Genomic DNA, 928 nt, shown 5'->3' on the forward strand with positions numbered 1-928 from the left:
GGGAAATTCTGGATTTAAAACTGAATGCTGAATTGATAGTTCTTAGTGCTTGTGATACGGGACAAGGAGATATTAAAGGTGATGGTGTGATTGGTTTATCCCGTTCTTTAATTAGTGCTGGTATTCCTAGTATTGTGGTTTCCTTATGGGCTGTTGATGATGATTCTACATCGTTTTTGATGACGGAGTTTTATAAAAATATGGAACAAAAACTAGATAAAGGTACGGCATTAAGACAAGCGATGTTGACAACAATGAAACATAAAAATTATGAAAGTCCTTATCATTGGGCTGCTTTTACTTTAATTGGTGAGGTTGAATAAATGGTAATGGGTGATTGGTGATTGGTGATTGGTGATTGGTGATAGGGGATGGGTAGGGATAAGATATAGCAATTCTACCCCAATTGTGAGAAAATACGCAGATAAAAATCTCTGTTCTATAAGCATTTGAGGCTTGTTGAACTCTCACGGATAAATTAGGATTGCTATATATGGGTAGACCAGATTTTGAGAAATTGCAAGTTGATAGATTGTCGGAGAAATTAGCAAATGAAATTTGGAGAATAGTTATGCAATGGGATAGTTTTTCTAAAGATACTGTTGGTAGACAAATGGTGCGTGCAGCAGATAGTATTGGGGCAAATATAGCAGAAGGAAGGGGACGTTATAACCTCCAAGATAATAAACGGTTTATCAGAATTGCTAGAGGTTCTTTAAATGAAACAATTCATTGGATGAGGTTAGCTTATGTTCGCAAATTATTAACAATAGAACACGTTAACATTCTCAAACCATTAATAGATGAACTTTCCCCAAAATTAAACGCCTACTTAAATTCTCTTGGCAAAACTAAAGACCACAATTAACACCAATCACCAATCACCCATCACCCATCACCCATCACCAATCACCCATCACCAATCACC

General features: G+C 36.3%; 2 protein-coding genes. Both read left to right on the top strand.

What is annotated here, in order from left to right:
- The coding region (locus FFR48_RS28100) for a CHAT domain-containing protein (RefSeq protein ID WP_137669599.1) at positions 1–323 on the top strand (323 nt) is incomplete at its 5' end.
- A 170-nt stretch (positions 324–493) separates the two neighbouring features.
- Complete coding sequence (locus tag FFR48_RS28105; RefSeq protein WP_137669600.1) at positions 494–868, top strand: four helix bundle protein; 375 nt, start codon at positions 494–496, stop codon at positions 866–868.
- Positions 869–928: the final 60 nt, after the last annotated feature.

Origin of the sequence: Sphaerospermopsis reniformis (genome assembly GCF_005402885.1) — a bacterium.
Classification (GTDB): domain Bacteria; phylum Cyanobacteriota; class Cyanobacteriia; order Cyanobacteriales; family Nostocaceae; genus Sphaerospermopsis; species Sphaerospermopsis kisseleviana.